Raw genomic sequence first — 22,845 nt, 5'->3', positions numbered from 1 at the left:
GGAGGCAATTAAATGACTTTATTAACAAAAACGAGAACGCTGAATCGGCTGCTTCAGCGAGCTGCCGGTAAGGCTCTCAGTTTCAGAGAAATGGCAGAGGTGCTTTGTACGACGATTCAAACAAACGCTTTTGTCGTAAGTCGGAGAGGGAAAATACTCGGCTGCGCTGCGGTTGATGCTTACGATCATGATTTTATTCGTTCGCTATCAGTTGATGAGCTGCGTTTCCCGCAGGAAAGCAATACTAGGTTTCTTGATATGCAAGAATCGATGACTAATGTAAAGCCCGATTCGGGAATTTACGAGACGTTCCCGAGACTTGGCGATCAAGAAATTATGACGGTGGTGCCGATTATTGGTGGTGGAGACCGGTTGGGTACATTGGTCCTCACTCGACTGTCAGGCACGTTTGACGATGATGATCTCATTCTTGCAGAGTATGGTTCTACAATAGTCGGAATGGAAATTTTGCGTGAGCGCACAGAAGAAATTGAACAAGAAGTACGGAGCAGAGCGGTTGTCTCCGTTGCGGTTGGTTCTTTATCATTCAGTGAGCTGGAAGCAGTGGAGCACATATTCGAAGAGCTTGACGGCAAGGAAGGATTGCTTGTTGCATCCAAAATTGCAGATCGAGTAGGTATTACCCGTTCCGTTATTGTAAATGCGCTTCGTAAATTAGAAAGTGCTGGCGTAATTGAAACGAGATCGTTAGGGATGAAAGGAACTTACATTAAAATCCTTAACCACCAGCTCCTGCAGGAACTTGAAAAAAACAAATCATGAATACAGGACTTTAGTCCTTGTTAGCCCTATCTTTTACAAAAGATAGGGCTTTTTTCTCATTGTAATAAATTAGGAAATTGTTGAATATTATCATGTCGGCAAAAAACGACAGATACTCTCATTTTTTTAATTTTTACTGTCGAACGAAGCAGGAATGAGCGATAATCTGTTGAATACGTATTGATGAACGAATATGAAAATGGACGATTCCCTATGTGAAAGTGGTGAAACTACGTGAATTTGTTGAATAGCGCCGCATTTGGAAGAATGGAAGGCGCGCTTCAGGCTGCAGAAATGCGCCAACGGGTCATTTCTAACAATATAGCTAACGGTGATACGCCGCATTTCAAACGGTCAGAGGTACTATTCGAGGAGTTATTGGAGCAATCAATGGGTAATGCTCAGAGCGGGAAAGTAATTGGAAAGAGAACCAATCAAAAGCATATTGCAATCGGAGGCAGTACTTCCCCATTACCGATACCCAAACTTGTAACGTCTGAAACAACTTCGATGAATAATAATGAAAATAATGTTGATATCGACCGCGAGATGTCGTTGTTGGCCAAAAACCAGTTAAGCTATAACCTTTATGTCCAACAAATTAATCATGATGTAAAGATGATGCGTACAGCAATTGAAGGGAGAAGCTAAAGATGAAATTATCAACGGGATTTGATATCAGCGCTTCTGCTTTAACTGCGCAACGGTTAAGAATGGATGTTATATCATCCAATATAGCAAACGCTGAAACAACTCGCGGCAGCTTCGTAAACGGACAATTTCAGCCATATAAGAGGAAAATGGTCGTTGTGGAGCCTTTGCAGCAGTCGTTTTCAAGTGTACTTTCGAAACAGCTGGGAAGCCAATCTCCTGCACAAGGAGTTAAAGTAACGAAAATTAAAGAAGATCAATCACCAAATAAGCTTGTATATAATCCTACACATCCCGATGCTGATTCAAATGGATATGTGAATATGCCCAATGTGGATGTAATGAAGGAAATGGTTGATATGATCGCGGCAACGCGTTCATATGAAGCTAACGTAACCGCTCTAAATGCAACGAAATCAATGTTTGTTAAAGCACTGGAAATCGGAAAATAAATAACAAATTGTTATTTTACAAGTATTGGAGGGTAAATAATGATACAATCGATCTCGCTCGGTCAGATTGGTCAGACCAAGCTGATGGAATCGAAGCAAGTTCAACAGGCGACTCCGGCAGAACTTACACAATCATTTGGTCAATACTTACAAACAGCTATTGAGAACGTAAGTGCTCAAGAGCAAAATGTTCACAAGCTGAACGATAAATATTTAGTAGGACAAGTTGATGTTACTAAGGTACTAATTGCCTCAGAACAAGCACAGCTGAGTTTGCAGCTTACCTCACAAGTCCGCAACAAAATGGTAGAAGCTTATCAAGAAATTATGCGGATGCAAATTTAATCCAACGTTTGAACTAGCATAAGTATTTGGGTGAGGTGACAATGTGAACGAGAGAATCGCCCAATATCAAGAAAGGCTCAAGCAGTTTTGGGGCCAGATGGGCAGAAAACAAAAAATATGGCTGGGGGCATCAATTAGTGGTCTGTTGTTAACGATTATTCTTCTAACGATCGTATTTACGAGAACAGAATACGAAATTGCTTTTCAAAATTTGGATTCAACCGATGCTGCAGCCATAATGACCTATTTGGATAGCAGTGGAATTCCTTATGAACTCAGCAAAAACGGGAAAATCATTTCAGTTCCTAGTAAAGATGCATCACGAATAAAAGTAGACGTTGGCTCTCAAGGGCTAGTGCAAAATGGGTCGATAGGCTTTGAAGCCTTCAACTCGGGCTCAGCCTCTTTCGGCACGACTGAGAATGAGTTCAATGTTAAATATTTGAATGCATTGAACGGTGAAATACAGCAATTATTGAACGCGATGCAAGGGGTAGAGCGTTCAAAGGTGCTAGTAAGTCTGCCTGAGAAAAGCGTGTTCCTCTCAGCTGAGGATGCGGAGCAGGCATCTGCTTCCATCATGCTGGAGTTCAAAGCAGGGTATCGTCCAAGCCAAAAGGAAATAGATGGATATTATAATTTAGTGAAAACTGCCGTACCTAAATTAGCTCTAAAAGATATTACCATTTCTAGTCCTCAAGAAGTGCTTGCTTATTCAGAAGCAAATGGCGGTATAGCGGGCAATACAGATGCTGTTGAGTCGCAATTCCAAATTCAACGCAAGTATGAAGCGGAATTAAAGAAAAATATTCAGCAATTTCTAGGACCGATTGTCGGTGCTGATAAGCTCGTTATTCAAATCTCCAGCAGCATGAACTTCGATAAGAAGCAATCTCAAGAAATGCTGGTTAAGCCTTTAGATAACAATAATAATAACGGAATTATTATAAGCGAAGAAAATAACAGCAGTACATCGACAGGCAGTACTGGAGCCGTAGGCGGCATTGCAGGCACAGGTGAAACCGATGTCCCTGGATACGAAGCAGCTTCTACAGATGGCAATTCATCTGAAACAAGCTCTCAGATTCGGAACTATGAGGTAAGCCGGATCAATAACAATATTATTTCAGGTCCATACGTACTGAAGGATCTCTCTATTAGTATCGGAATAGAGCAGTCAGAAATGAATGATGATGCGAGCAAAGCAATGATTATGAGTTATTTAACAACACTTGTAAGAGCTCAGCTTGCAGATTCTGGTCAAGATGTAAATGATGACGTGCTAATGAGCAAAAAGGTTTCACTTATTGCAAGACCATTCTCAAGCCATGCATCAACAAGCCAAACTGCAGGACTTTCTATGCCATGGATCATCGGTATTGGCATTGCAGCGCTTGCACTAATCGGCGGACTTATCGTAATGCTCGTTCGCAGACGCAAAAAAGTCGAAGAGGAAGAGATTGAACTTGCGGCACCCGCAAATGTCGAATATCCAACGCTTGATTTGGAAAGTGTCAATAATGACAGTCAAGCCCGTAAAAATCTTGAAACACTCGCCAAGCGCAAACCAGATGAGTTCGTTAATCTTCTTCGCACATGGCTTGTGGATGAATAGAGGTGGTTCAATTGTCAAAATCAATGCAAGGTTTGTCAGGACGGCAGAAAGCGGCTATATTGCTTATCACGCTTGGACCTGAAGTATCAGCACAAATTTTCAAACATTTACGCGAGGAAGAGATTGAACAATTGACATTGGAAATTGCCAATGTTCGAAAAGTTGATAGTCTAGACCGCGAAACGATATTGAGTGAATTCCATCAAATTTGCATGGCACAGGAGTATATTACGCAAGGCGGTATCTCTTATGCGAAAGACATTTTGGAGAAAGCGCTGGGTGAACAAAAAGCGCTTGAGGTCATTAATCGTTTAACTGCGACTTTGCAGGTCAGACCTTTCGACTTTGCTAGAAAAGCAGAGCCGACACAAATTTTGAACTTTATCCAGAACGAGAATTCACAAACAATCGCGTTGGTACTGTCTTATTTGCAATCCGAGCAATCCTCGCATATCCTATCCTCGCTTCCACAAGAGAAGCAGGCGGATGTAGCAAGAAGAATAGCTTTGATGGATAGTACGTCTCCTGAAGTCATTTCTCAGGTAGAACGCATACTTGAGCAGAAGTTGTCTGCAACCGTTACACAGGATTACACAAATGCCGGCGGTATTGATTCCATCGTACAAATTCTTAATGGGGTCGATCGTGGTACAGAACGTACAATTCTGGACGCGCTCGAAATTCAGGATCCAGAACTTGCAGAGGAAATCAAAAAACGGATGTTCGTATTCGAGGATATTGTCAATATCGACAATCGTTCTATACAGCGTATTATTCGCGATATTGATAATGCTGATCTTCAGCTTGCTCTCAAAGTTGCAAGCGAAGAGGTTCGAGAAGCTATTTTCCGCAATATGTCGAAGCGTATGGCCGACACATTCAAGGAAGAAATGGAGTTTATGGGTCCTGTGCGGCTTCGCGATGTAGAAGAAGCTCAAACGCGCATTGTTGCTACTATTCGCCGATTAGAAGAGTCTGGCGAAATCATCATCGCGCGCGGCGGAGGAGACGATATCATTGTCTAATTTGATAAAATCTTCGAGTGTGATTTCTATTGATCAGCTCAAACAATTGCAATGGCTGCATCAGCACAATTCTCAATTTATGGAAGAGTCAAACGAGCATGAGGAAGTTGAAGAAACTCCTGATGAAGAGACCCTCTCATTGCGCGACCAAATTTTGAATGATGCACAGCTTCTTGCAGAAGAACAAATTCGCGAAGCAGCCGATGAGCGCGAACAGCTTCTAACCGAAGCGCAGCAGCAGATTGATGTATGGTGGCTGCAGAAACGAACGGAGGACGAAACTGCCGCAGAGCTCTCTAGACAAGAAGGCTATGAACTTGGCTATTCAGAAGGTGCTGCTCAATCGGAGAAAGAATTGAGAGAGCTTTGGGAGCAAAAGCTGTCGGAAGCTTCAGAAGTTCTGAATACAGCTTACCAAATGCGAGAACAAATTATTAAAGAAGCCGAACCTTTTCTGGTCGAACTAAGCTGTGCAATAGCAGAAAAAATTATCGGACAGCAGCTTACATTAGCACCAGAAATGTCCATCGAGCTGATTCGGAAGTCATTAGCAAGAAGAAGAGAGCAAGGGGTCATCACCCTTTGTGTTGCACCTGGTCAGCTAGCATTTGTACAAGCGGCTAGAGAAGAACTTCACTTTGCAATTGACTCACAGGCCGAGCTGCAAATTTTACCGGATTCTACCGTTAAAGATAACGGTTGTGTTATCCGTTCATCATTTGGCAGTATCGATGCTCGAATTGACACACAGCTAGCGGAGATTAAACGAGAATTAATTCATCTAGCTCATCACAGCGGTGAAGAGCGGGGACAAGCCGATGCTGCTGAATAATTTGGATGTGCTGAAATATATTGAGCATTTGCAGCCACTTGATCCTGTGCGAGTCAACGGCAAGGTGACACAGGTTATTGGACTTACCGTTGAATCCGAAGGTCCAGATGCCAGTATCGGTGACGTATGCTTCATCTATCCATCGAAAGGCGCCAAGCCGATTAAAGCCGAAGTTGTAGGATTCCGAGACAACAAAGTTATTTTGATGCCATTAGGCGATCTTCATGCTATAAGCCCTGGCTGCGATGTGGTAGGTACAGGCAAACCGTTAACTGTACAAGTTGGATCTGAACTTTTAGGCAAAGTGCTAGATGGCCTGGGCAACCCTTTAGATGGTTCATTCCTGCCAACTAGGATGCCGCATTACTCTACACATAATGAACCTAGTAATCCCTTAAAACGGCCAAGAGTCGTTGAGCCTCTTGGAATAGGGGTAAGAGCGATAGACGGACTACTTACGGTTGGCCGCGGTCAACGTGTTGGTATATTTGCTGGTTCCGGTGTAGGCAAAAGCACACTGCTCGGTATGATTGCCCGAAATACTTCCGCTGATGTCAATGTAATTGCTCTAATCGGCGAACGCGGACGGGAAGTGCTTGAATTCATTGAGAAGGATCTTGGACCAGAAGGACTAGCAAGGTCTGTTGTTATCGTTGCTACCTCTGACCAGCCGGCCCTCATTCGTATGAAAGGCGCACTGATTGCTACATCGATAGCGGAATACTTTCGAGACCGCGGCTTGAACGTAATGCTTATGATGGATTCCGTTACGCGTTATGCAATGGCTTTGCGAGAAGTTGGGCTTGCTATTGGCGAACCTCCTGCAACCCGCGGGTATACGCCTTCTGTATTCGCAGCTTTGCCGAAACTTCTGGAACGTGCAGGAACAGGGCCAACAGGCTCCATAACTGCTTTTTATACGGTGCTGGTAGATGGCGATGATATGAATGAGCCCATTGCCGATGCTGTCCGCGGCATTCTGGATGGACATATTGTGCTTAGCAGGCAGTTAGCGCATAAAGGTCATTTTCCTGCAATTGATGTGCTAGCCTCGGTTAGCCGCGTCATGAAAGAAATTGTAACCGAGGAGCAGCAGGATGCCGCTAATGAATTAAAAAAATTGCTCGCTGTTTATAAAGATTCGGAAGACTTGATTAATATTGGGGCGTACCAAAGAGGTTCTAATGAAGAAATTGATATGGCGCTTCAATTTATTGAGCCTATTCAGAGCTACACGAAGCAAAAGACAAATGAAAAGGTCAGTTTAGAAGAAGCGCAAGAACGTTTAATTACCAATTTCTACAGGAGTTGAACCGATAAATGGCCGCATTTCGATATTCCTTTCAGAAGGTTGTTGATTTAAAGTCTAGTGAAAAGACGCAAGCAGAATGGATGCTTTCATCAGCTATCGGTGCGCTTGCTGCGGAGGAGCTATCGCTTGAGGAGCTGCGATCGAAACAGCAAGAGTGGGAAGAGAAGCTTCATATGTCATCTCAGACTGCTGTTTCCCTCTCTGAACTTCAAGTTATCCAGCAGTACTTGGATTATATTGAAACCTGTATTACAAGGAAATTGAATGATGTGTTGCATGCTCAAAAGGCGGTTGAGAAAGGCAGGCTTATTCTCTCTGGAAAGATGAAGGATGAGAAAGTTTGGCTTAAAGCAAAAGATCATGCGCGCGAACGGTTCCAATATGCCCAGCAAATTAAAGAGCAGAATGAATTGGATGAATTGGCAAGCGTTCGTTACATGATGTCAACCCCATAAACTGACGTGTAATGCCGGCTAGAAGGAGTGAGTGGAATTGGCGAGTTCAGACAATGAAAAGCAAAGCTACAGCACATTGGAACGTTTGATGTTTATGATGACGCCGATTCTATTTGCAATTGTATTGCTTGGTGTGCTGTATACCCTGGTTGATAATGACTTTCGCAACAAGATGCTTGAAGCTGGAAACTCAGTTCCTTTTTTGAAGAACGTGCTTCCCGCACCTAAGCTGGATAGCGGCACGCTTAATGATAGTGATTTGAAAACAACAAATATGTCGGCTAAAATTGCAGATCTTCAAGCAAAGCTTTCTTCTATTGAAAGTGAGCTCGCAGCAGCCAACCAAACGAAGACAGCACTTGAGCGAGAAGTTAAAGATTTGCAGGGTGATAATTCACAGCTTAAATCGATGAATGAAGAGGCTTTGCTTGAGGACGAGCAATATCAAGCGAAAATTGGGGAGCTTTCCAGTATGTTTGCCAAAATAACGCCAAGTAAAGCGGCTCCTATTTTGCAAAGCATGTCAATTGAGGAAATGGTGCTTGTGTTCGCCAATATGCGTCCGGATGATCGAGTCCGTATTATGGAGAAGATGAATCCCAAAACAGCAGCTGATGCAGCCATGAGATTGAAGGACAATGTTACTGCTAAGGATTTGCAAATTGCTGCCCTTCAAGCGAGAGTGAATGCTCAGAAAACGGCGGAAACAAAACCAGTCACATCGGTTCTGGACCAAAACCAGCTTAGTGCTACCTTTACAGCGATGGATGCAAAAAGCGCAGCCGATCTGCTGATCAAAATGGTAGACGTTAGTCCAAGCAAAGTGCTGCGTATTCTTAATGCTGTAGATGACAAGAAGCGTTCTGATATTATTGCAAAAATGTCAGCCATTAATGAGAAAACAACGGCTCAAATCGTATCGAAGCTGATATCAGGTAATTAACACGAGGAACGAAATAGAGAAGGGAGGTGAAAACATTGGAAATGATTATACCGCAAGTGGCACCAGCTCAACCCGCAACGCAATCATCTGCTGCTGGTCAAGGTTCCAAAGGCGCGACAAACGCAGCTTTTCAACAAACATTAGTTCAACAGATTAATGGCGATGCTTCAGCGGCTTCTGGGAAATCGACACCAGCCATTATTGTAGCTAACATCAATAAGCAGGAAGCGACTGTTGCAATGGATGGCAAAACGGTTAAATCTACAATGTCAGAACTAATGTCTATGATTGACGGTCTAATTGAACAATTAGACACAATTGCAGTGAAGGAAGGCGACTTGAAGGCTGAAGATGATCAACAGCAGCAGCAATTAGAGTCGGCATTAGATCAAATGACTGCTTTGCTAGCGCTTCTTGGTCTGCCTGTACCTGTCATCCAACAAATGCTCGTTAAACCTTCGATCGATGAAGGCAATGCAGCAAATGAGGGGGAGGCTGCAGCACTTGCAAATGTGAAAAGCAATTTGCAAAATTCACTGATTCAGCTGCAAGTACTGCTTCAACAAGGAAACATAAAGCATGTGCAGCAGCAAGAGCCAACCTTGCTTGTCTCTCAGCAATTACAGGCGTTAACAGCGATTTTGCAAGCAGATTCGGTGGATACAGTGAAAACAGAAACGAAATCGACTGCTGCACAACAACTGTTCAACCAACAAGCTGCTCCTCAAGCTGAGGTAAGTAGTTTATTGCAGCGCCTTTCACAGCAAACGGTTCATTCTGCTTTTCAAATTTCTTCAACTGGAGGTAATCAGCTCGACTTAGGATCAGAAAGCGCAAGCACCGAGCATGAAATGGTTGTCCCTTTCCAGTTGGGAAATAACAACGCTGAAGCTATGCGGAATTTAACGCCACTTGTTACAAGCGCAAATCCGGGTATAACGTCATTTGTTATGGCAGATGAATTTGCTGAATCCATGTCGGGCTTAATTGTGCAAAAATTTGATGTATCGACACTGAATGGTGTTTCAGAGGCAAAGCTCATGCTGTTTCCTGAGCATCTGGGACAAGTTGACGTTCGCATTACGATGCAAAACGGCTTATTAACGGCGATATTCCAAACCGATACAGCTATGGCCAAAGATATGCTGGATAATCAGATGGCACAGCTTAGAGCAGCGCTGCAAGCACAAGGCCTTTCAGTTGACAAGCTCGAGGTATCACAAGGGCAGTCTGCACCGCAGCTATCACAGCAGCAGCAAGGGCAAGGCAGCAGTCAGCAGCACGCAGCAGGCCGTCAATTCGTTAATGCCGATGATGCTTCAATCGACTCTTCGTTTGAAACGGACCTAGCGGCGCAGGCAGCAGTCCAAGGACTAGGATTCGGCAGGGGAATCAATGTTAAGGCATGATGACCCGAATGAAAGAACGGAGGTGACCAGAAATGGCAAATAACATTTCTACTCGTGCAGTTTGGCCCAATTACAGCACTGCAAATGTTCAAGCAGCTGCTAGCAAAAAAACGGATACACTCGGTAAAGATCAGTTTTTAAGTATTCTAGTAACACAACTGCGTAACCAAGATCCCATGCAGCCCATGCAGGACAAAGATTTCATCGCTCAGATGGCGCAGTTCACTTCAGTTGAGCAGCTCATGAATATGGCGACAGAGCTTTCCTTATTGCGTCAAAATATTGGTTCCGCATCCAGTTTGATCGGAAAAACAATAGAGTGGAATCAGTATGATTCTTCAGGCAATGTAGTGATAGAAAAAGGTGTTGTTGATTCCATTCTTTCGAAGGAGGGCATTCTTTACGCTTCCGTAGGGGGTGCAGAGGTAGCACTTGACTATGTAGTATCCATCTCGGAAACAAATGGAGACACAAACACAGCTAAAGAGTCTGATGACGATGCCGACTCGGCAAACAATTCGTCTAATTCTTCTAATGCTGCGGAGGGAGCTGAAATATAGTGAGTGACAGTGTAAAGATCGGCCATTTGTTTCCGGTTAAACCTACACCGTTACCGTCCAATAAATCAGCAGCTAATCGTTCACCTCAATCGACTGAGTTTCGAGATATGCTTGATGCTAAAGTGCTCAAGTTTAGTCATCATGCTGAAGTTCGTATGCAGCAGCGTGGCATTAACTTACAGCCGGAATCTTTAACAAAAATAATGAACGCGGTAGAAGAAGCTGCATCCAAGGGTGCTACAGACTCTTTAATCGTATTTCGAGATATCGCAATGATTGTGAATGTACCAAGCCGCACGGTCGTAACGGCAATGGATGGCGGACAGATGAGAAGCAATTTATTTACACAAATTGATAGTGCGATTATTTTATCGTAAGGCTGGACCTACAAGGAAGCCTTGAGCTGTGGACCGATTGAAGCAGCTCGAAATAATCATTATCCTTTTGCAGGCTTATTATAGATTCAACAATTAGGAGGAATATCAAACCATGCTAAGATCGATGTATTCAGGTGTTTCTGGTATGCGCGGCTTTCAAACGAAGCTTGACGTGATTGGTAACAACATAGCGAATGTCAACACTGTAGGTTTCAAATCAGGCCGCGTTATGTTTAAAGATATCCTCAGTCAGACGGTTGCAGGCGTTACAGCACCAGAGGAGGGCGTACGAGGCGGCGTAAATGCGAAGCAAATCGGCCTCGGCGTTTCCATTGGATCAATTGATACGGTTCATACTGCAGGCAGCGCAATGACTACAAACCAAGCGACTGACCTTCGTATCGATGGAGATGGATTTTTTGTCGTAAGAGCAAGTGATGATTCAGAGATGCTACTTACTCGTGCAGGAAACTTCACGCTGGATGCGAATAGGCAGCTCGTTACATCAGATGGTTACTTTGTATTAACGTCAGAGGGTGAAACGATTACGCTGGATGAGGCGATAACGGCTTTCTCCATCGGACAAGATGGAATGATACTAGGCGTTACTGCGGATGGCACAGAGCAAGTCGGTCAAATTGGTGTAGCTAAGGTTGTTAATCCGAGTGGATTAGAGAAGCTAGGCGGAAATATGTACCGTGTTACTGCGAATGCTAACCCTGATGCGTCTATTGAAGACTTTTTGACATTTGCAGGGGATCCTGAATTAGGTACCGGAGCTATTATTGCTGGTCAACTAGAAATGTCAAACGTGGATCTGACTGCTGAGTTTACCGAAATGATCGTCGCTCAACGCGGCTTCCAGGCGAATTCTCGGATCATTACGACTTCTGATGAAATATTGCAAGAGGTTGTTAATTTAAAAAGATAGGTAAGTCATAATCAGCGGGGGGCGTCTAGCCTCCCCTAGATGTGAGGGGGGTAACTGATGATTACCGTAACGCGTTTGAACGGAACGAAAGTCACAATTAATGCTCTTCTTATTGAAATGTTTGAGGAGGCTGCTGATACCATTATTACGCTGACGACAGGCAACAAGCTGGTTGTTAAGGAAAAGACAGCAGATCTGTTATTGCTCAATCAGCAGTATCTTCGTACAATTGGCCTCATTGCGGCGGCCCAAAAGAGTGAGATAACGGAGGGTCCCTAGAGATGAAGAAGATGATTCCATGGCTAATTACCATATTATTAGCTATTACATTAATTGCTATCGTATCCATCATACTGTTTAAATCGTTTTTCACCGATCCCATGGAGACAGCTACAGAGACTAAGACAATCGAAGTCAAAGTATTATCTGCCGATGAGCGTGTGAAAGTAACATCCGAATTAAAAGATTTTAGAAGAAACTTGAAAGACCCTGAATATTTCGTTGTACTCAGCTTTGCTTTCCAGCTAGACAGCAAGAAGGCAAAAGAAGAATTTGATAAAATTATTGATATTGAAGTAAGACCGATTATTAATAGAACAATAGCGGATATGACAGCTGAAGAGCTTAATGGTTCTCAAGGTGAAGATGCACTTAAGTCTAAGCTTTTGAACTTAATAAATCCTATTGTCCCTAAGGGGAAATTAGTTAAAGTCGAAATCACGAATTTTATGATTACACAAATATAAATACGCCGACATTCCTCGAAGGAGGTGAGATATGTGGTTGATGTTTTATCACAAAATGAAATTGATGCGCTTCTTGCAGCGTTGGACTCTGGCGAAATGGACGCAGAGGATTTAAAGAAGGAAGAGACGACACGTAAAGTCAGTGTGTATAATTTCAAACGCGCTGTGCGGTTTTCGAAGGATCATATTCGAAGTCTGACAAGGATTCATGAAAGTTTTGCGCGTTATTTGACAACCTATTTCTCAGCGCAGCTTCGCACATTTGTACAGATTACGGTCGTGGATGTCGAGCAATTGCCTTATGACGAATTTATTCGTTCCATTCCCAAAATGACAATCCTAAACATTTTTGAAGCTGAGCCGCTTGAAGGCCGTATGGTGATGGAAGTGAATCCTAACGTTGCCTATGCCATGCTGGATAGAATGCTGGGTGGACAAGGAATCGCACCTTCAAAAATCATTAACCTGACAGAGATTGAAACGATTATTATGGAGCGCATATTCAGTCGTACATTTGAGAGCTTGCAAGAGGCGTGGAAAACGATAATCGATATTTCTCCAAGACTTGAAGCATTGGAAACGAATCCGCAGTTTATGCAAATCGTTTCGCCCAATGAGACGATTGCACTCATCTCGTTCAGCACCAAAATTGGCGATACAACAGGCATGATTAATTTATGTATTCCTCATGTTGTTATTGAACCTATTATGTCTAGGTTATCCGTTCATCATTGGTTTGTTTCGCAGAAGAAAGCGCGCGCGCCAGAAGAAGTGGAAATATTGGAGCAGCGAGTTAATAAAGCAAAGCTTCCAATTGTAGCCGAGCTCGGCGAATCTAGTATTACAATTAAAGAGTTTCTAGGCTTGAATGTAGGGGATGTTATTTCATTAAATAAATCTGTTGATGACGGCCTGAAAATTAAAGTTGGAGACAAGCTGAAATTCATAGGCAGTCCTGGCTCCGTTAAGGATCGATTAGCCGTACAAGTGGATGAAATTGTGAGCGAAGGAGTGGAAGAAGATAATGACGAGTAAGGACTATTTATCACAAGAGGAAATTGATGCGTTGCTTCGTCAATCCTCTAATGATCCGGAGCCGGACCAATCAGCCGCAGGGGATTCTCAGTTGTCCGATTTCTTGTCTGACATGGAGCAGGATGCGCTCGGTGAGATTGGAAATATTACGTTTGGCAGCGCTGCTACTGCACTTTCCACGCTGCTAGGCAAAAAAGTCGATATTACTACACCGCAGGTGACTTTGGTTCGAAAAGATGAGCTGGGTGATGTTTTTCCTAAGCCGCATGTAGCTGTTAGCGTGCAGTATGTGGATGGCTTCCAAGGTATAAATTCGCTAGTCATCAAAACCAAGGATGCACAGATCATTGCCGATTTAATGCTTGGCGGTGATGGTGATGTCGTTCTTGAAGAGTTGAATGAAATTCATATTAGCGCTGTTCAAGAAGCCATGAACCAAATGATGGGCTCTTCAGCCACTTCAATGTCAACAATATTTAATCGTTTTGTTAATATTTCACCGCCAGGAATCGATATTTTGGACGTAAGCAATGGAGATGGATTAGACCATTTGCCTCCAGTTGATCTGTTTATCAAAATATCCTTCCGTTTAAAAATTGGCGATCTGATTGATTCGACGATTCTGCAGCTGCTTCCGGTACCATTTGCAAAGCAAATGGTAGACATCTTAATGGGAGTTGTAGAGGAACAACCAGAGCAGCCAGCTGTAACGGCGCCGCCTGCTCCAGCAGCACAACAAGCAGCAGCGATGCAGGAAACTGCAGCAGCAGCTCATATGCACGCTGCTCCACAGCCCGCATATATGGCTCCGCCAATGCAGCAAGTGCCGCCAATGCAGTACCAAACTCCTGCTGCTGGCTATGATATTCCGATGCATCCGCCTGGACCAAATACATACGGCCAGACAGCTAGTCGCAACGTAAATGTGCAGCCTGTACAATTTGCAAATTTCGGAAATGCGCCATATATTCAGCCGGATGAAACAAACCTCAATTTACTGCTCGACATACCGCTTAAGGTCACGGTAGAATTAGGAAGGACCCAAAAGCAAATAAAGGATATTTTGGAGCTGTCGCAAGGTTCGATTATTGAGCTGGACAAGCTAGCCGGCGAGCCTGTAGACATATTGGTGAACAACAAATTGATCGCTAAAGGCGAGGTTGTTGTCATTGATGAAAACTTTGGTGTTCGTGTGACGGATATCGTAAGCCAATGGGACCGCATTCAAAAATTACAATAGTATTCTAGGAGGAAAAAAAAGATGGCAAACCGCATTCTGATCGTAGACGACGCAGCTTTCATGCGCATGATGATTCGAGACATTTTATCAAAGAACGGCTACGAAGTCGTCGGTGAGGCTCAAGACGGGGCTCAGGCGGTTGAGAAGTATAAGGAATTAAAACCGGATTTAACAACAATGGATATTACAATGCCTGAGATGGATGGGATTTCAGCACTTAAAGAAATCAAAAAAGTAGACGCAAATGCTAAAGTAATTATGTGTTCAGCAATGGGTCAGCAAGCAATGGTCATTGATGCGATTCAAGCAGGCGCAAAGGACTTTATCGTTAAACCATTTCAAGCAGATCGCGTAATTGAAGCGATCAAAAAAACATTGGGATAACGGTTAGACATTATGTTTAACATACAATCTCGCATTTCAATGGTGTCTGCTCTTGGGATGGCGATATGGCCGAGTTTTGCAGCTGCTGCTGCAATTGACGGCAGCAGCGCAAACAGTGATGAGCAAATGGTTTTTACAAACTCAAAAAATATTGCGGGGAGCTTAGTTTGGGTCATCATCTCCCTTGCTATCGTTATTTTTTTAATCGTGCTAGTCATTAAATGGTTGTCGCAGCGCAACCGCTCATGGGGAGCGAATCGTTCTCTTCGTTCACTAGGCGGCATTGCGCTTGGACAAAATAATTCATTGCAAGTCATTGAAATTGCTGGTCGTGTTTATATTGTGGGAGTAGGCGAGAGCATAACTCTAATAGATAAGCTAGATGATCCTGAGACAGCTCTTGCGGTCATCTCAGCACTTGAGAGACAGCCAGAATCGGTTTGGCCGCAAAATGTACTTTCTCTGCTAGTGAAGAAAGTGACCAACCGAAATGAACAAGCAGGTCCTGAACCTTCAAACGAACAGTGGAACCAAACATCGAGCTTCCAGGACATGCTGCAGGATAAGCTAAATCAGCAAGCAGGCCGCAAACAACAATTAGAATCGTTACTGCATGACTCTAAAACAAATGAACGGTTGATGGATGATGAAAAATAAGTGGTGGATATCAATCGTTGCTTTACAGCTGCTTGCCATGTTGTTTCACAACCAGGCATTTGCGGAGCCACTACCTGATATCTCAATCAATATTGGTGATGGAAGCAGTGAAACGCCTGGTACTAGCGCCTTATCCATTCTACTGCTAATCACAGTATTGAGTGTAGCACCAGCACTATTAGTTTTGATGACAAGCTTTACCCGCATTGTTATTGTTTTAGGGTTTGTGAGAACCTCACTCGGTACGCAGCAAATGCCGCCGAACCAAGTACTCATCGGTCTTGCGATGTTTTTAACTTTTTTTATTATGGCGCCGACGTTTTCTCAAGTAAATGATGTTGCTCTTCAGCCTTACTTGAAAGGTGAGTTGTCGCAAACGGAAGCTTTCCAAGAAGCAGCCGTTCCAATGAAAAAGTTTATGTTTTCGCATACGAGGCCGAAGGATTTGCTCCTTTTCATGGAATATACGAAGACGGAGAAGCCTGCTTCCTATGAGGACATCCCAATAACGGTTTTAATACCAGCCTATGCAATAAGTGAGCTCAAGACAGCGTTCCAAATGGGATTTATGATATTCATACCTTTTCTAGTCATTGATATGATTGTTGCAAGTACATTGATGGCTATGGGGATGATGATGCTTCCACCGGTCATGATATCACTGCCTTTTAAGCTGCTATTATTTGTTCTAGTTGATGGATGGTACTTAATCGTCAGATCGCTATTATTAAGTTTCAACACGTGATTACAGCAAGGAGGGACGTTAGATGAGTACTGATTTCATAATCGGATTAGCCGGAGAGGCTGTGTTCGTAGTTCTGAAAGCCAGTGCGCCGATGCTCGTTCTTGCTCTAGTTGTTGGACTGCTGGTAAGCATATTTCAAGCAACGACACAGATTCAGGAACAAACACTTGCTTTTGTTCCGAAAATTGTAGCAGTCTTCGTGTCGATTATCATTTTTGGTCCATGGATTCTAAACACGGTCATCGACTTTACTTATAATCTGCTGAATAATCTACATAATTACATCGGTTAGGTTGTGAGTGAATGGATGCGATCGTACAAGGTTTCCCTATTTTTTTGCTTATTTTTTGTCGAATAACTGCGTTTTTCGTCGTAGCGCCTGTTTTCTCTTCTAAGGGTGTGCCGAATACGTTCAAGATTGGACTTGGTTTTTTCATTTCCTTTATTGTTTTTCTCACTTATGGCATGCAACAGACGATTGTGCCGGACGCTGCTTATGTACTCGTAGTGCTTCGAGAAATTTTAGTTGGAATTTTAATGGGCTATGTCGTTTATTTGTTTTTTACGGTCGTAATAACCGCAGGCGGATTTATGGATTTGCAAGTGGGCTTTGCAATGGCTAACATTGTTGACCCTCATACAGGCACATCTGCGCCATTGCTTGGAAATTTCAAGTATATGCTGATGATCGTATTATTTCTTATGATGAATGGCCATCATTTTCTGTTAAGAGGACTGATGGACAGCTATCAATGGATGCCGTTATCGAATGAGCTCTTTAGCAGAATAATGAGCGGCAGCATTACAGAATTTTTGACAAGAACCGTTGGCAACATATTTTTGTTGGCCATCCAGGTTGCAGCGCCTTTAATCGTAGCCATGTTTTTGACTGATGTGGGCTTAGGCTTTCTAACTAAGACTGCTCCTCAATTTAATGTGTTTGTTATTGGAATTCCGCTGAAGCTCATTATAGGATTGATTTTGCTTATGCTGTTGATGCCAAGTCTTGCTGGGATATTCGAAAGATTGTTTTCCATCATGTTTGATGCGATGGGACAGCTGCTCAGTATCGTGCAAGGACCGCCGCCTGCAGGGCAATAGGAGGATGCTGTCGTGCATATTTACCGTCTAGAGCTTGATCTTCAATTGTTCAGTCAGGAGAAGACGGAGAAAGCTACTCCGAAGAAAAAGGACGATGCTAGAAAAAAAGGTCAAATTGCTAGATCCTCTGATTTGCCCGGTTCTTTTATTATGATGTTCACGTTTATGGGCTTCCTAATGATGGGCGGTTATTATAAGCAGCATGTTATGAACCTATTTGATAATTTGTTCGAGAATTGGCTATTGATGGAGCTTACGACGGGTAATGTGATGTCGCTCTTTACGGATATCACGACGGAGCTCCTGCTCATTCTGGCTCCCATCTTCGCCGTGACGATTATTGTCGGTATTCTTGGCAATGTCGTACAGTTCGGTTTTTTGCTAACCGGTGATCCTTTGAAGATGAAAATTAGCAAGTTGAACCCCATAAAAGGATTCAAGCAAATCTTTTCCGCAAAAACAATTGTTGAATTTTTAAAAAGTGTTTTGAAGCTTTCCATTATCGGCGTTTTAGTTTTTATCGCGATTTCGAAAGAATGGGACCGGATTCTAGTGCTCACAAGCCTGCCGGTTCAACAAATATTCAGTTATGCCGCCGGTGTAACTGTAAGATTAGGGATCGAAATCGGTGCAGTGCTTGCAGTTCTCGCATTAGCAGATTATTTCTATCAGAGGTTCGAGCATGCTAAGAGTTTGCGCATGTCCAAGCAAGATATCAAAGATGAATATAAGAAATCCGAAGGTGACCCGATGATAAAGGGTCGTATACGCGAACGCCAACGTAAGATGGCGATGCAGCGGATGATGCAAGAGGTGCCTAAAGCAGATGTTATTATTACAAACCCAACTCACTTTGCCATCGCGCTCAAATATGATGCTGCGAATATGGAAGCACCTAAGATTATCGCAAAGGGCATGGACCATGTTGCGCTTCGCATCAGGGAGGTTGCTAAAGAAAACGGTATTATAACGATGGAAAATAAGCCGCTGGCGAGGGCGCTTTATGAACGAGCTGAAATCGGGGATGTTATTCCTCCAGACTTGTTCCAAGCTGTCGCGGAAGTGTTGGCATACGTATATAAAATGAAGGGGCGCGTGAGATCGTCATAATAAAACGGGAGGAGACAGCGTCATGAAACTAAAAGATTTAGTAATACTATTCGGCGTCATTGGCATTGTTCTCATGATGATAATCCCGATCCCAGTCTTACTGCTAGACGTGCTTATCATACTCAATATCTCAATTGCTCTCATGATATTGCTCATAGCAATGAATACGCGGGAAGCTCTTGATTTCTCAATATTCCCGGCAATTCTATTGATTACTACCCTATTCCGCTTAGCGCTAAACGTATCAACGACAAGAAATATTTTGTCTCATGCAGAAGCAGGCGAGGTGGTAGCTACATTCGGAAGCTGGGTAGGCGGGGGAGAAATAGCAATTGGCTTCATCGTCTTTCTCATCCTAGTCGTCGTTCAGTTTATCGTTATTACCAAGGGCTCTGAGCGGGTAGCGGAAGTCGCGGCGAGATTTACGCTTGATGCGATGCCAGGTAAGCAAATGAGTATAGATGCCGATTTAAATGCAGGACTCATTAATGAGAAGCAAGCTAGAGACCGACGTTCCAAAATCGAACGCGAGGCCGATTTCTACGGAGCGATGGACGGAGCCAGTAAATTTGTAAAAGGGGATGCGATCGCTTCGATCATCATCCTAGTCATCAACTTGGTTGGCGGCTTTGTAATCGGTATGGCTATTCATGGATTTGATTTCCAGAAGTCGCTGTCCACTTTCTCGATCTTGACCATCGGTGACGGTCTCGTAAGCCAAATCCCAGCTTTGCTTATTTCCACGGCAGCGGGTCTTATCGTAACGAGAGCAGCATCGGACGGCAACCTTGCAGAGGATGTCACTGCACAATTATTTAAGTATCCAAAGTTATTATACATAGCAGCAGGCACGATCGGATTACTCGGCTTGACTCCGATAGGTCCGATGAGAACTTGGCCATTCGCTTTAATGCTTGCTTTTGGCGGTTGGCGAATGCAGAAAGTTATTAATAAACAGCACGAGCAGGAAGAAATGCTTGTCGAAGAGCAGCAAATCGAAGAGGTTCGAAGTCCAGAGAGTGTCATCAGTCTTCTTCAAATAGATCCTATTGAATTTGAGTTTGGTTATGGACTTATTCCGCTAGCTGATACCCAGCAGGGCGGAGACTTGCTCGATCGAATTATTATGATCCGCAGGCAATGCGCTTTGGAACTAGGGTTGGTCGTTCCAGTCATTCGTATTCGTGACAACATCCAATTAAAGCCAAATGAATACGTAATCAAAATTAAAGGAAATACCGTAGCGCGAGGCGATTTGCTGCTCAATCATTATTTAGCCATGAGTCCTGGGTTTGAGGATGATTCGGTTGTCGGTATTGAAACAACAGAGCCGGCATTCGGCTTGCCTGCAATCTGGATCGATGAGCAAATGAAGGAACGAGCAGAGCTCTCAGGCTATACAGTAGTTGACCCTCCTTCTGTTGTGGCAACACATTTAACGGAAATCATAAAGCGGCATGCTCATGAGCTTATTGGCCGTCAAGAAGCGAAGCTTCTTGTAGAAAATGTGAAAGAGTCTTATCCAGCACTAATAGATGAGTTGATCCCTTCGATTCTTACGATTGGCGATATACAGAAAGTACTTGCTAAGCTGCTGCGCGAGAAAATATCAATTCGTGATTTGGTTACCATTTTTGAAGCATTGGCTGATCATGGAAACTACACGAAGGACCCGGATATTTTGACCGAGTATGTTCGTCAGGCTCTTTCTAGGCAAATTACTCAGCAGTTTTCATCAGGCAGCGATACATTGAAAGTTATTACAGTAGGACCGCAGCTTGAGAAGAGAATAGCAGAATCGGTGCAGCAATCCGATCAAGGCAGCTATATTGCTTTAGATCCGGTTTCCACACAGCAAATTTATCAAAAGCTCAATGAGCAGGTGAATCGTCAGATTCAATCGGGCCAGCAGCCCGTAGTTCTAGCTTCACCGACGATTCGAATGTATTTGAGACAAATTGTTGAAAGAACGATGCAGGATGTGCCGGTGCTTTCTTACAGTGAGCTGGAGCCGAACATTGAAGTTCAAAGCATTGGGGTTGTGAACTTATGAGAGTAAAAAGATATGTTGTTAATGCACTCCCAGAAGCTGTAACGATGATCCGAAGCGAGCTGGGCAAAGATGCTGTCATATTGAACACAAAAGAAATTAAAGTTGGCGGCTTTATGGGTATGTTTAAAAAGAAGAAAATGGAAGTTATTGCTGCGGTTGAGTCGAATCAATCTAATGCTCCTTCCCCGCGAAAGCCGACGCCGCAAGAAAATGCGGCTATTGAGCAAATGGTACAAACATCACAACGAACAGCTACAGCTGTAATGGAGTCTCCAGCCGTTCCTCCGATCGATGCGACGGACATAAAGGCTGATCGTGAGCAGTTTATTATTGATGAGATTCGAGATTTGCGTCAATATATGGTCAAGCTCTCCAAACAACAAACAGCTGGCATTCCATTATCTGAGCAAATTTCACAGCTGAAAGAGCATTTAATCGATCAGGAAATGGACATGAACTGGATCGATCAGCTGATTGAATTGATTCAAAATAAACAAACAGAAGAACAAGTACAATTTACAAAAGAGCAAGTATGGGAGCTAGCAGCTCTGAATATTACGGAATGGCTGAGGCCTTATGTTGGCAGTAGTATAAGCCAAGAAGCACGAATAGTGCACTTTGTCGGTCCGACCGGTGTAGGCAAGACGACTACAATCGCAAAGCTGGCGGCGGAGCAAACAATTAAAAATAACCGCAAGGTTGGCTTCATAACATCGGACACTTATCGGATAGCAGCAGTTGATCAGCTTAGAACTTATGCAAATATTTTGAATATCCCGATTGAAGTTGTTTTCTCTCAAATGGATTTAACGAGGGCATTCAAGCAGCTTGCAGACCGAGAATTGATTTATATGGATACTGCTGGACGAAACTTCAGAAGTGAGCTTCATGTATCTGAGGTCAATAGCCTTCTGCAATCTTCCGAGCCGAGTGAAACCATTCTTGTACTTAGCTTAACGGGGAAAACGAAGGATATGGCTGCGGTTGCCGATCATTTTAGCAAATATGGCGTCCAAAAGGTGTTGTTTACTAAGCTGGACGAAACGTCGGTATATGGCGCTATATTCAACTTGATTATGAATTATGAATTACTTCCAACGTACTTGGCAAGCGGACAAACGGTTCCGGATGACATCGAGAAGTTTCAGATTGGAACGTATATTCAGCACTTGTTAGGGAGTACTGACCGATGAATGACCAAGCTGAAGCATTAAGAAATCTAGTGAAACAGCAAGAGCTGCTAGAAGAAGGACGCATCACACGTGTAGTTACCGTAACAAGCGGAAAAGGCGGGGTTGGCAAATCAAATTTCAGCCTCAACTTCGCATTAGCTCTTCAACGTCTTGGCAAGAAAGTGCTCGTATTTGATGCGGATATCGGAATGGCAAACATTGATGTGCTCATGGGGATTAGTTCTTCTTATAATTTGTACCATTTGCTCAAACAGGAAAAAACGATTTGGGATATTGTACAGGAAGGTCCGGAAGGGCTTAACTTCATTGCTGGGGGCTCTGGTTTTAAGGACCTGCTGGAGTTGTCCGCTGAGCAGCTTGATGGATTTGCACAGGAAATAAGCAAGCTCCACGGCAAGTATGATGTAATTTTATTTGATACAGGTGCCGGTCTTTCAAAGGAAACGGTGAAATTCATTACTGCAGCCGAAGAAACTATAGTGGTCACGACGCCCGAGCCTACTTCGATAACTGATGCTTATGCACTCATTAAGATGGTAAAAGCTATGGATGTGGATGTGCAATTCAAATTAATTGTTAATCGGGCAACTGATTATCGTGAAGGTAAGCAGACAGCTGACAAAATAAGCTTAGTAGCGGAACAGTTCCTTCAATTGGAGCTGCCATCATTAGGAATTGTTCCAGATGATCCTCATGTATCTAAAGCTGTTAAACGTCAAGTACCGTTCACGGTCGGCTATCCAGGCTGCGATGCAGCTCTTGCAATTGAGAAAATTGCCAAGCAATTTCTCGAAATTCCTGAAAGACATGCAGTAAGCAGCGGAGTCAAAGGATTTTTGCATAAAATGTTCAGGCTTTCAAGATAATCCTTTGAGACGGAGGAGGGAAAGG

Annotated in this window: 27 protein-coding genes; all 27 read left to right on the top strand. The window is 43.4% G+C overall.

Annotated features, from left to right (window positions below; genetic code table 11):
• Positions 1 to 12: 12 nt before the first annotated feature.
• The 27 genes from codY (at position 13) to CEF13_RS16590 (ending at position 22,820) form a co-directional block, all read left to right on the top strand.
• Positions 13 to 783, top strand: a complete 771-nt coding sequence (gene codY, locus CEF13_RS16720; protein ID WP_102712178.1) for a GTP-sensing pleiotropic transcriptional regulator CodY — start codon at positions 13 to 15, stop codon at positions 781 to 783.
• 234 nt (positions 784 to 1,017) lie between these two features.
• Entirely contained in the window at positions 1,018 to 1,434 is a 417-nt protein-coding gene (gene flgB, locus CEF13_RS16715; protein WP_102712176.1) for a flagellar basal body rod protein FlgB, read from the top strand.
• Between the two features lie 2 nt (positions 1,435 to 1,436).
• Positions 1,437 to 1,886, top strand: a complete 450-nt coding sequence (gene flgC, locus CEF13_RS16710) for a flagellar basal body rod protein FlgC (protein WP_102712174.1) — start codon at positions 1,437 to 1,439, stop codon at positions 1,884 to 1,886.
• Positions 1,887 to 1,925: 39 nt separating this feature from the next.
• Positions 1,926 to 2,231, top strand: a complete 306-nt coding sequence (gene fliE / locus CEF13_RS16705) for a flagellar hook-basal body complex protein FliE (protein WP_102712172.1) — start codon at positions 1,926 to 1,928, stop codon at positions 2,229 to 2,231.
• Between the two features lie 43 nt (positions 2,232 to 2,274).
• Positions 2,275 to 3,846, top strand: a complete 1,572-nt coding sequence (gene fliF / locus CEF13_RS16700) for a flagellar basal-body MS-ring/collar protein FliF (RefSeq protein ID WP_102712170.1) — start codon at positions 2,275 to 2,277, stop codon at positions 3,844 to 3,846.
• A 23-nt stretch (positions 3,847 to 3,869) separates the two neighbouring features.
• The gene (gene fliG / locus CEF13_RS16695; protein ID WP_208414376.1) at positions 3,870 to 4,871 is read left to right on the top strand and encodes a flagellar motor switch protein FliG; all 1,002 of its coding nucleotides are present in this window, start codon (positions 3,870 to 3,872) and stop codon (positions 4,869 to 4,871) included.
• Complete coding sequence (locus tag CEF13_RS16690; protein WP_102712168.1) at positions 4,864 to 5,703, top strand: FliH/SctL family protein; 840 nt, start codon at positions 4,864 to 4,866, stop codon at positions 5,701 to 5,703. Before fliG ends, CEF13_RS16690 begins: the two co-directional genes overlap by 8 nt.
• On the top strand, positions 5,690 to 7,015 hold the full coding sequence (gene fliI, locus CEF13_RS16685) for a flagellar protein export ATPase FliI (protein ID WP_102712166.1): 1,326 nt from the start codon (positions 5,690 to 5,692) through the stop codon (positions 7,013 to 7,015). The genes CEF13_RS16690 and fliI overlap by 14 nt, the downstream gene beginning before the upstream one ends.
• 8 nt (positions 7,016 to 7,023) lie before the next feature.
• Complete coding sequence (gene fliJ, locus CEF13_RS16680; protein ID WP_102712164.1) at positions 7,024 to 7,470, top strand: flagellar export protein FliJ; 447 nt, start codon at positions 7,024 to 7,026, stop codon at positions 7,468 to 7,470.
• Positions 7,471 to 7,507: 37 nt separating this feature from the next.
• Complete coding sequence (locus CEF13_RS16675; RefSeq protein ID WP_102712162.1) at positions 7,508 to 8,413, top strand: MotE family protein; 906 nt, start codon at positions 7,508 to 7,510, stop codon at positions 8,411 to 8,413.
• 41 nt (positions 8,414 to 8,454) lie between these two features.
• Positions 8,455 to 9,822: a flagellar hook-length control protein FliK gene (locus CEF13_RS16670; RefSeq protein WP_243864360.1), complete on the top strand. Its 1,368-nt coding sequence runs from the start codon at positions 8,455 to 8,457 to the stop codon at positions 9,820 to 9,822.
• A gap of 32 nt (positions 9,823 to 9,854) precedes the next feature.
• Positions 9,855 to 10,382: a flagellar hook capping FlgD N-terminal domain-containing protein gene (locus CEF13_RS16665; RefSeq protein WP_102712158.1), complete on the top strand. Its 528-nt coding sequence runs from the start codon at positions 9,855 to 9,857 to the stop codon at positions 10,380 to 10,382.
• Entirely contained in the window at positions 10,382 to 10,759 is a 378-nt protein-coding gene (locus tag CEF13_RS16660) for a TIGR02530 family flagellar biosynthesis protein (RefSeq protein WP_102712156.1), read from the top strand. The genes CEF13_RS16665 and CEF13_RS16660 overlap by 1 nt, the downstream gene beginning before the upstream one ends.
• A 112-nt stretch (positions 10,760 to 10,871) precedes the next feature.
• Positions 10,872 to 11,690, top strand: coding sequence for a flagellar basal body rod protein FlgG (flgG, locus tag CEF13_RS16655; protein WP_102712154.1), 819 nt, complete (start codon positions 10,872 to 10,874; stop codon positions 11,688 to 11,690).
• Positions 11,691 to 11,747: 57 nt separating this feature from the next.
• Positions 11,748 to 11,969 carry a flagellar FlbD family protein gene (locus tag CEF13_RS16650; RefSeq protein WP_102712152.1) on the top strand — a complete coding sequence of 74 codons (222 nt, stop codon included), beginning with the start codon at positions 11,748 to 11,750 and terminating at the stop codon, positions 11,967 to 11,969.
• Between the two features lie 2 nt (positions 11,970 to 11,971).
• Complete coding sequence (locus tag CEF13_RS16645; RefSeq protein WP_102712151.1) at positions 11,972 to 12,436, top strand: flagellar basal body-associated FliL family protein; 465 nt, start codon at positions 11,972 to 11,974, stop codon at positions 12,434 to 12,436.
• A 33-nt stretch (positions 12,437 to 12,469) separates the two neighbouring features.
• Positions 12,470 to 13,471: a flagellar motor switch protein FliM gene (gene fliM / locus CEF13_RS16640; RefSeq protein WP_102712150.1), complete on the top strand. Its 1,002-nt coding sequence runs from the start codon at positions 12,470 to 12,472 to the stop codon at positions 13,469 to 13,471.
• Positions 13,461 to 14,711, top strand: coding sequence for a flagellar motor switch phosphatase FliY (gene fliY, locus CEF13_RS16635; RefSeq protein ID WP_102712149.1), 1,251 nt, complete (start codon positions 13,461 to 13,463; stop codon positions 14,709 to 14,711). The genes fliM and fliY overlap by 11 nt, the downstream gene beginning before the upstream one ends.
• Before the next feature lie 21 nt (positions 14,712 to 14,732).
• Entirely contained in the window at positions 14,733 to 15,095 is a 363-nt protein-coding gene (locus CEF13_RS16630) for a response regulator (RefSeq protein WP_102712148.1), read from the top strand.
• 57 nt (positions 15,096 to 15,152) lie between these two features.
• Positions 15,153 to 15,752 carry a flagellar biosynthetic protein FliO gene (locus CEF13_RS16625; protein WP_166742720.1) on the top strand — a complete coding sequence of 200 codons (600 nt, stop codon included), beginning with the start codon at positions 15,153 to 15,155 and terminating at the stop codon, positions 15,750 to 15,752.
• A 37-nt stretch (positions 15,753 to 15,789) separates the two neighbouring features.
• A complete protein-coding gene (gene fliP / locus CEF13_RS16620; RefSeq protein ID WP_424991951.1) occupies positions 15,790 to 16,497 on the top strand; it encodes a flagellar type III secretion system pore protein FliP in 708 nt (235 codons plus the stop codon).
• Positions 16,498 to 16,519: 22 nt separating this feature from the next.
• Positions 16,520 to 16,789 carry a flagellar biosynthesis protein FliQ gene (fliQ, locus tag CEF13_RS16615; protein ID WP_102712145.1) on the top strand — a complete coding sequence of 90 codons (270 nt, stop codon included), beginning with the start codon at positions 16,520 to 16,522 and terminating at the stop codon, positions 16,787 to 16,789.
• Between the two features lie 11 nt (positions 16,790 to 16,800).
• On the top strand, positions 16,801 to 17,598 hold the full coding sequence (gene fliR / locus CEF13_RS16610; RefSeq protein ID WP_102712144.1) for a flagellar biosynthetic protein FliR: 798 nt from the start codon (positions 16,801 to 16,803) through the stop codon (positions 17,596 to 17,598).
• 12 nt (positions 17,599 to 17,610) lie between these two features.
• Positions 17,611 to 18,708: a flagellar biosynthesis protein FlhB gene (gene flhB, locus CEF13_RS16605; protein WP_102712143.1), complete on the top strand. Its 1,098-nt coding sequence runs from the start codon at positions 17,611 to 17,613 to the stop codon at positions 18,706 to 18,708.
• A 22-nt stretch (positions 18,709 to 18,730) separates the two neighbouring features.
• Positions 18,731 to 20,761: a flagellar biosynthesis protein FlhA gene (gene flhA / locus CEF13_RS16600; protein ID WP_102712142.1), complete on the top strand. Its 2,031-nt coding sequence runs from the start codon at positions 18,731 to 18,733 to the stop codon at positions 20,759 to 20,761.
• Entirely contained in the window at positions 20,758 to 21,954 is a 1,197-nt protein-coding gene (flhF, locus tag CEF13_RS16595; protein WP_102712140.1) for a flagellar biosynthesis GTPase FlhF, read from the top strand. Before flhA ends, flhF begins: the two co-directional genes overlap by 4 nt.
• Entirely contained in the window at positions 21,951 to 22,820 is an 870-nt protein-coding gene (locus tag CEF13_RS16590) for a MinD/ParA family protein (protein WP_102712138.1), read from the top strand. Before flhF ends, CEF13_RS16590 begins: the two co-directional genes overlap by 4 nt.
• Positions 22,821 to 22,845 lie beyond the last annotated feature (25 nt).

The sequence above is a fragment of the Paenibacillus castaneae genome, from assembly GCF_002884445.1.
Taxonomy (GTDB): domain Bacteria; phylum Bacillota; class Bacilli; order Paenibacillales; family Paenibacillaceae; genus Pristimantibacillus; species Pristimantibacillus castaneae.
The sequence above is the reverse complement of the archived record's forward strand: the minus strand, read 5'-3'. Positions and strand labels throughout refer to the sequence as shown.

Excerpts from the sequence above, each read along its gene's own strand:
- flgG (WP_102712154.1), top strand. The coding sequence starts at position 10,872 with ATGCTAAGATCGATGTATTCAGGTGTTTCTGGTATGCGCGGCTTTCAA.
- codY (WP_102712178.1), top strand. The coding sequence starts at position 13 with ATGACTTTATTAACAAAAACGAGAACGCTGAATCGGCTGCTTCAGCGA.
- CEF13_RS16670 (WP_243864360.1), top strand. The coding sequence starts at position 8,455 with ATGATTATACCGCAAGTGGCACCAGCTCAACCCGCAACGCAATCATCT.
- fliJ (WP_102712164.1), top strand. The coding sequence starts at position 7,024 with ATGGCCGCATTTCGATATTCCTTTCAGAAGGTTGTTGATTTAAAGTCT.
- CEF13_RS16645 (WP_102712151.1), top strand. The coding sequence starts at position 11,972 with ATGAAGAAGATGATTCCATGGCTAATTACCATATTATTAGCTATTACA.
- flgC (WP_102712174.1), top strand. The coding sequence starts at position 1,437 with ATGAAATTATCAACGGGATTTGATATCAGCGCTTCTGCTTTAACTGCG.
- fliI (WP_102712166.1), top strand. The coding sequence starts at position 5,690 with ATGCTGCTGAATAATTTGGATGTGCTGAAATATATTGAGCATTTGCAG.
- fliP (WP_424991951.1), top strand. The coding sequence starts at position 15,790 with ATGTTGTTTCACAACCAGGCATTTGCGGAGCCACTACCTGATATCTCA.
- flhA (WP_102712142.1), top strand. The coding sequence starts at position 18,731 with ATGAAACTAAAAGATTTAGTAATACTATTCGGCGTCATTGGCATTGTT.
- CEF13_RS16625 (WP_166742720.1), top strand. The coding sequence starts at position 15,153 with ATGGCGATATGGCCGAGTTTTGCAGCTGCTGCTGCAATTGACGGCAGC.
- fliR (WP_102712144.1), top strand. The coding sequence starts at position 16,801 with ATGGATGCGATCGTACAAGGTTTCCCTATTTTTTTGCTTATTTTTTGT.
- CEF13_RS16590 (WP_102712138.1), top strand. The coding sequence starts at position 21,951 with ATGAATGACCAAGCTGAAGCATTAAGAAATCTAGTGAAACAGCAAGAG.
- CEF13_RS16650 (WP_102712152.1), top strand. The coding sequence starts at position 11,748 with ATGATTACCGTAACGCGTTTGAACGGAACGAAAGTCACAATTAATGCT.
- CEF13_RS16665 (WP_102712158.1), top strand. The coding sequence starts at position 9,855 with ATGGCAAATAACATTTCTACTCGTGCAGTTTGGCCCAATTACAGCACT.
- flhF (WP_102712140.1), top strand. The coding sequence starts at position 20,758 with ATGAGAGTAAAAAGATATGTTGTTAATGCACTCCCAGAAGCTGTAACG.
- fliG (WP_208414376.1), top strand. The coding sequence starts at position 3,870 with ATGCAAGGTTTGTCAGGACGGCAGAAAGCGGCTATATTGCTTATCACG.
- fliQ (WP_102712145.1), top strand. The coding sequence starts at position 16,520 with ATGAGTACTGATTTCATAATCGGATTAGCCGGAGAGGCTGTGTTCGTA.
- fliY (WP_102712149.1), top strand. The coding sequence starts at position 13,461 with ATGACGAGTAAGGACTATTTATCACAAGAGGAAATTGATGCGTTGCTT.
- fliE (WP_102712172.1), top strand. The coding sequence starts at position 1,926 with ATGATACAATCGATCTCGCTCGGTCAGATTGGTCAGACCAAGCTGATG.
- CEF13_RS16630 (WP_102712148.1), top strand. The coding sequence starts at position 14,733 with ATGGCAAACCGCATTCTGATCGTAGACGACGCAGCTTTCATGCGCATG.